The 6,167-nt window shown below is 72.3% G+C and carries 5 protein-coding genes and 1 riboswitch; of the genes, 4 read left to right on the forward strand and 1 reads right to left on the reverse strand.

The features are described from left to right. The first annotated feature begins 6 nt into the window (after positions 1-6). The 4 genes from ABZ484_RS17520 (at position 7) to ABZ484_RS17535 (ending at position 5,692) form a co-directional block, all read left to right on the forward strand. Positions 7-2,082: a sugar-binding domain-containing protein gene (locus ABZ484_RS17520; protein WP_358866766.1), complete on the forward strand. Its 2,076-nt coding sequence runs from the start codon at positions 7-9 to the stop codon at positions 2,080-2,082. A 55-nt stretch (positions 2,083-2,137) separates the two neighbouring features. Beyond that, on the forward strand, positions 2,138-3,799 hold the full coding sequence (locus tag ABZ484_RS17525) for a ricin-type beta-trefoil lectin domain protein (protein WP_358866767.1): 1,662 nt from the start codon (positions 2,138-2,140) through the stop codon (positions 3,797-3,799). Between the two features lie 125 nt (positions 3,800-3,924). Continuing rightward, on the forward strand, positions 3,925-4,140 hold the full coding sequence (locus ABZ484_RS17530; RefSeq protein WP_358866768.1) for a hypothetical protein: 216 nt from the start codon (positions 3,925-3,927) through the stop codon (positions 4,138-4,140). Positions 4,141-4,207: 67 nt separating this feature from the next. Next, a riboswitch (TPP riboswitch) is annotated at positions 4,208-4,302 on the forward strand. Further along, a complete protein-coding gene (locus tag ABZ484_RS17535; protein ID WP_358866769.1) occupies positions 4,292-5,692 on the forward strand; it encodes a cytosine permease in 1,401 nt (466 codons plus the stop codon). (Overlaps the previous riboswitch by 11 nt.) Before the next feature lie 37 nt (positions 5,693-5,729). On the opposite strand, the gene ABZ484_RS17540 is transcribed toward ABZ484_RS17535, so the two are convergent. Continuing rightward, positions 5,730-6,020 (reverse strand): hypothetical protein, encoded by a 291-nt coding sequence (locus ABZ484_RS17540; RefSeq protein ID WP_358866770.1) that lies wholly within the window; start codon positions 6,018-6,020, stop codon positions 5,730-5,732. Positions 6,021-6,167 lie beyond the last annotated feature (147 nt).

Raw genomic sequence — 6,167 nt, forward strand, 5'->3', positions numbered from 1 at the left:
CCACCCATGCCCCGCCCCACCTACCCCCGCCCGCACTTCGACCGCTCGCACGCCTGGCTCGGCCTCGACGGCGCCTGGGACTTCCGCGCCGACCCCGACCAGAAGCACACCGACGACACCGCCGACGGCTACGACCAGCGGATCACGGTGCCCTTCGCCTGGGAGACGCCGGCCTCCGGCATCGCCGCGCACTGGCTCCAGACCGCCTGGTACCGCCGTACGTTCGCCGTGCCCGCCGACTGGACCGGCCGACGGGTCGTCCTGCACTTCGGTGCCGTCCACCACGAGGCCACCGTGTGGGTCAACGGCACAGAGGTCGTCCACCACGAGGGCGGCTACACCCCGTTCTCGGCCGATGTGACCGACGCGCTCGGTGACGGCGAGCAACTGCTCGTGGTACGCGTCCACGCCCCCGCGGACAAGCTCGACATCGCGCACGGCAAGCAGCGCAGCATGCCCCGCGACGACTACGACGGCGTCTGCTTCACCCCGTCCTCCGGGATATGGCAGAGCGTCTGGCTGGAGCACCGCCCCGCCACCCACCTCGCCGCGCTGCGGCTGCGCCCCACCGGCGACCTGACCGGCATCACCGTCGAGGCGTCGGTGCACGGCCCGCACGCGGCCGGCGCGGTGCTGCGGCTGCGGGTACGCGGCGAGGACACCGCCGTCACGACGGACGTGGACCCCGAGGGGCGCGTCCACACCGAACTACTGCTTCCCGCGCCCCGGTTGTGGTCGCCGCAGGACCCGCACCTGTACCACGTGGAGGCCGAACTGACCTCCGCCGACGGCACGGACCACGTGACCGGCTACACCGGGCTGCGCTCCATCGTCGTGGACGGCGAGACGCTGCTCCTCAACGGAGAGCGGCTGTTCGTACGCGGCGTGCTCGACCAGGGCTACTGGCCCGAGACCGGCATCACCCCGCCCGACGACACCGCCCTGCGCCGCGACCTGGAGCTCGCCGCGGCCGCCGGCTACAACCTCGTACGCAAGCACCTGAAGCTGGAGGATCCGCGCTTCGTCCACCACGCCGACACGCTCGGCATGCTGCTGTGGGCCGAACCCGCCTCGCCCGGCCGCTTCTCCCCCGCCTCGACCGCCGCCTTCGCCGAGCAGATCGAACCGATGGTGGAACGCGACGGCAACTCCCCCGCCATCGTCATCTGGGGCCTGTACAACGAGGAGTGGGGCCTGGACTGGGACATCCCCGGCGACCCGGCCAAGCAGCGCGCCACCGCCGACGCCTACGACCGGCTCAAGGCCCTCGACCCCACCAGGCCGGTCGTCGACAACTCCGGCTGGACGCACGTCAAGACGGATCTGCTGGACTGGCACTACTACGACGAGAGCGCCGCCTCCTGGGCCCGCACGATCGCCGACCTGCTCTCCGGCGAGCGGGACGACTTCCCGGTGAAGCTCGGCCCGGACCACGTCGTGCACAAGAGGCTCGCCGTGCCCGGGCAGCCGCTGCGCGGCCTGCCGAACCTCAACAGCGAGTACGGCGGCGGCTTCACCGGTCTGGAACGCGCCTGGCATCTGCGCTGGCAGACCCAGGAACTGCGCCGCCACGACCGGCTCGCCGGATACGTCTACACCGAGCTGTACGACATCGAGCACGAGAGCGCCGGGCTGCTGGACTTCCACCGCGGGGCCAAGGACCTCGCCGGCGTCGACCCGGCACACGTCAACGCGCCCACCACGCTCGTCCTGGACGTCACGCCGGTCGCACCGGGCCGGGACCTCCTCACCGCCACCCGGGAGTTCACGGTCGACGTCCACGTCTCCCACCACGGCAGCGAGCCCGTCACAGGCCTGCTGCACACCGCGTGGACCCCGGTGTACGGACCGGCGCCCGCCGATCCTGGCGACGCCGTGGCCGGATGCCGGGCGGAGGCCAAGCCGTACGTCCTGGGCTCCCCGGTAGCCGTCTCCGCCGCCCTGCCCGAGGGCTGGACCAGCGGACGACTGCATCTGGCGCTGGTGGCCGACGGTGCCGTCGTGGCCCGGACCGCACTGGACGTGGACACACGGACCGCACCGCACATCGGCGACGACCCGCCGGCCCGTACGGCCGAGTGACGCGATACCCGTCCCGGTTCCCTCCCGCACCACCGACACCTGAAGGAGTCCTCACGTGCGCACGCACTCACCAGGGCGAGGGTCCCCCGCCCTGCTCGGCGTCCTCGCACTCGTCGCGGCCCTGCTCTCCCTGTGGGCCCAGCCCGCCTCGGCCGCGCCCGACGGGAAGGTGCTGGCCTCGCCCGACCTGTCGGCGTACCCGCAGGGCGACGACAGCTACCCGCGAGCCGTACGCCTCGACCACGACGGCTCGTCGGGCCGGACGATGCTGGCCACGTTCGCCCGGCGCAACCAGGGCGGCCCCAGCTCGCTGCCGGTCTACCGCAGCACCGACGGCGGACAGACCTGGAGCACCTCACCCGTCTCCACGATCGCCTCGCACACCGCCGGCTGGGACCTCGAGGCACCGGTGCTCTACGAGGTGCCCCGCACCGCGAACGGTCTGAACGCCGGCGACCTGCTGGCCGCCGGCACCGCCTGGCGGGTCGGCGACTACACCACGCAGAAGGTCGAGGTCTTCAAGAGCACCGATCACGGCCTGAGCTGGCAGTACCTGTCCAACTGCACCCAGACCAGCGGCCTGCCCGACACCATCGGGCACGGCATCTGGGAGCCATGGTTCCTGCTCGCCCCGGACAACACCCTGGCCTGCTTCATCTCCGACGAGCGCCCCGCGAACAGCCCGACCAACAACCAGGTCATCGGCCACTACACCTCGACCGACGGCGGCCGCACCTGGAGTTCGGCCCTGACCCAGGACGTCGCGTTCCCGTCCGACGACCTGGCCCGCCCGGGCATGTCGATCGTCGTGCCGCTGCCCGACGGGCGGTTCATGATGGCGTACGAGATGTGCCGCGACGCCACGGACCCCGACCACGCCTGCGAGGTGTACACCAAGACCAGCCCCGACGGCCTGAACTGGGCACCCGCCGACAACCGGGGCACGCTGGTGCGGACGAGCGACGGGCGGCAGCTGCTGCACACCCCGTACCTCGCCTGGGTCCCGGGCGGCGGGTCCGACGGCACACTGCTGCTGTCCGGGCAGCGCGTCGTCACCGGGCCCACCGGCGACAAGTCGGTGATGACGGAGTCCGGCACGGTCGTGTTCTCCAACACCCGTCTCGGCGCGGGCGAGTGGACGGAGATCGAGGCCCCGGTCCGTACCTCCCCGACCGGCGGCTACAACTCCGGCGAACCGTCCTGCCCCGGCTACAGCTCACCGATGGTGCCGCGGGCCGACGGCACCTCCTTCCTCCACCTGAGCGCCACCTGGCTCGGCACCGGCAACCAGTGCCAGGTGCGCTTCGGCACCGGCGCGCTCGGCGGACCCGTCGGGCAGGTCACCACGCCGTGGGTGGCGGGCAAGTGCCTGGACGTGGACACCAACGTCAGCGGCAACGGCAAGGCCGCCCAGCTGTGGGACTGCAACACCGCCACGGGCCAGCGCTGGTCGGTCGCGCCGGACGGCACGCTGCGCGCGTTCGGCCGGTGCCTGGACATCGACGGCAACGGCACGGCGAACTTCACCAAGGTGCAGTTGTGGGACTGCGACGGCGCCGGCGGCCAGCAGTGGCGCCACCAGGCCGACGGTTCGCTGCTGAACCCGCAGTCCGGCCGCTGCCTGGACATCCCCTCCGGTGCCACGGCCAACGGCACACACCTCCAGATCTACGACTGCAACGGCCTGGGCACACAGGAGTGGAACCTGCCGGCCTGAACGACCACGGAGCAAGCGGCGGGGCCGTCCGGGGGATCCCGGGCCGTGTCGGACGTTCGCCGTGGGACCGATTGGCCATGCTGGGCCGGTACGGGCACCCTTCCCGGCGACAAGGAGGGCACGGCATGCCGATGGACCCGGTCGGACGATTCCTGGCGGCCCTGGACCCGGACCACCGGGAAGCCATCGGCGCCAAGCCGCGCGAGGAACAGGAACGACTCGCGGCGGCCTGGGAACGGGAACTGGAGACGGACACCGAACTCGACACCCTCGACGAGCTCTCCCCACCGGCGGCGGAAGAGGAGGCGGCCCGCCGCGTCCTCGACGAGGGAACCGGCTGACGGGCACACGCGCCGGAGAACCAACGCACTGACGAACCCCCTCGCCCGCCGGGCTATCCTGACGGCCGTACTGGACACGGGGTGCCCCCATTCGGGGCTGAGATCACACCCGTCGAACCTGAACCAGTTAGGACTGGCGGAGGGATGTCACATGTCATTGCCGTATGCCCGCGGTGAGGCGGCCGTCACCGGCACGGAGCGCGTGTTCGACGGGCGGATGCCTGCGGCCCCGGGGGATCTCCGAGTGGAGGCGCGCGGCATCGCGCCGGTGCCCGAGGACGCTCGCTACGGCGGCCCCGGGCGGCTGTTCACCGTCTGGTTCGCGCCCAACCTGACCATGACCGGCGTGTTCACCGGCACGGTCGGCATCGCGCTCGGGCTGGACTTCGCCACCGCGCTCGTCGCCGTCGTGCTGGGCACCCTGCTCGGCGCGATACCGACCGCCTACCTCGGCACATGGGGAAGCCAGACCGGTGCGGGGCAGATGCCGCTGGCCCGGCTGGCCTTCGGCCGGGGCGTCACGTTGCCGGGGGCCTTGCAGTGGCTGTCGTCCATCGCCTGGGACGCCCTGATCGGCCTGTTCGGCGGGGACGCGCTGGCGCAGTTGTGCGGCTGGCCGTTCTGGGCGGGTGTCCTGGTGATGATGGCGGCCCAGGGCGCGCTGGGCGTGCTCGGGTACGAGGCGATCCACCGCCTCCAGACGGTGATGACCTTCGCGCTCGCCGCGGCCTTCGCGGTGATGGCGGTGAAGCTGCCCGGCGGCGGCCATGTCGTCACGTCCGCGTCCGCGCACGGCGCCGACCGTGCCGGCGCGTTCGTCCTGACCTGCACCATCGCCCTGAGTCTCGCCCTGTCCTGGGCTCCGTACGCCAGTGACTTCAGCCGCTACCTGCCTGGTACGGCATCCCGTCCGCGGATGTTCTGGTACACCCTGCTCGGTGTCAGCGTGTCCTTCGTGGCCGTGCAGGCGCTCGGCCTGTGGGGAGCGGCCGAGTTCACCGACCAGACCGCTCGCGGCGTCGACACGCTGCTCGGCGGGGGCGCGCTCGGCGCGTTCGGACTGCTCGCGGTCGCGCTGGCGGCCCTGTGCAGCAACGCCATGAACGACTACAGCGGCTCGCTGGCACTGCAGACCATGGGCGTGCGCCTGCCCCGGCCGGTGGCCGCCGCCCTCGCCGCGGTGCTCGGTTTCCCGCTCGTGCTCTGGATGCACGCGGCCGACACCACCGCCCGCTTCCAGAACGTGCTGCTGTTCGTCGGGTACTGGATTCCCGCCTTCGTGGCGATCGTGGTCGTCGACTGGATCGCCCGTGCCCGGGCCCGCGGCGGCAGGCCGGTGGACCTGGCGGCGGAGACGGCGGCCCCGCAGCCGTGGTGGCCGGCTCTGGCCGCCTTCGTCGTCGCCTTCGCCGCGGCGGTGCCGTTCATGAGCACCGGACTGTACGTGGGCCCGGTCGCCCAGGCCCTGCACGGCGCCGACCTCGCCTATCCGGTGGCGTTCGCCGCGGCTCTGCTCGTCTACGCGCCGCTGCGTATCCGGCGCCGGTCCTGATCGTGCCGGGGCCGGGGCAGGGGCAGGGGTCCGGTCCTCAGGCTTCTTCCTCCGTCGGACCGCCTTCCTCTTCCCTTTCCATCGGGCCGGGATGTGCCGCGGGCCCGTCCGCCTGCGCGGGCCCGTCCGCCTCGGCGGGCGGTTCCTGCGGCCGTCGGGCCGCTGCGGTGTCCGACTCGCGTGCGGCGGTGTCGGACGCGCGGCACTCCGGGTTCCGGCACGGCCCCGGCACCCAGACCGGCACCCAGGCGCCCAGGGTCTTGTGCCGTCGGACCACAGCCACCACGGGCTGCCGACAGACGGGGCAGACGTGCTCTTCACCGTCCATGTCCTCAGGTTAGGTCCGGGACGGATCCGGCGGAGGCGCCGAAGGGGCTCCAAAAGCCCTCCAGAGGGCCTCCCGATGTGAGGCCACCCATAGGAGCCAGATCACATCCGAAGGAGCGTCGTAGGAACAGACCGCACTTCACCAGTG

Origin of the sequence: Streptomyces sp. NPDC006393 (assembly GCF_040628575.1) — a bacterium.
Taxonomy (GTDB): Bacteria; Actinomycetota; Actinomycetes; order Streptomycetales; family Streptomycetaceae; genus Streptomyces.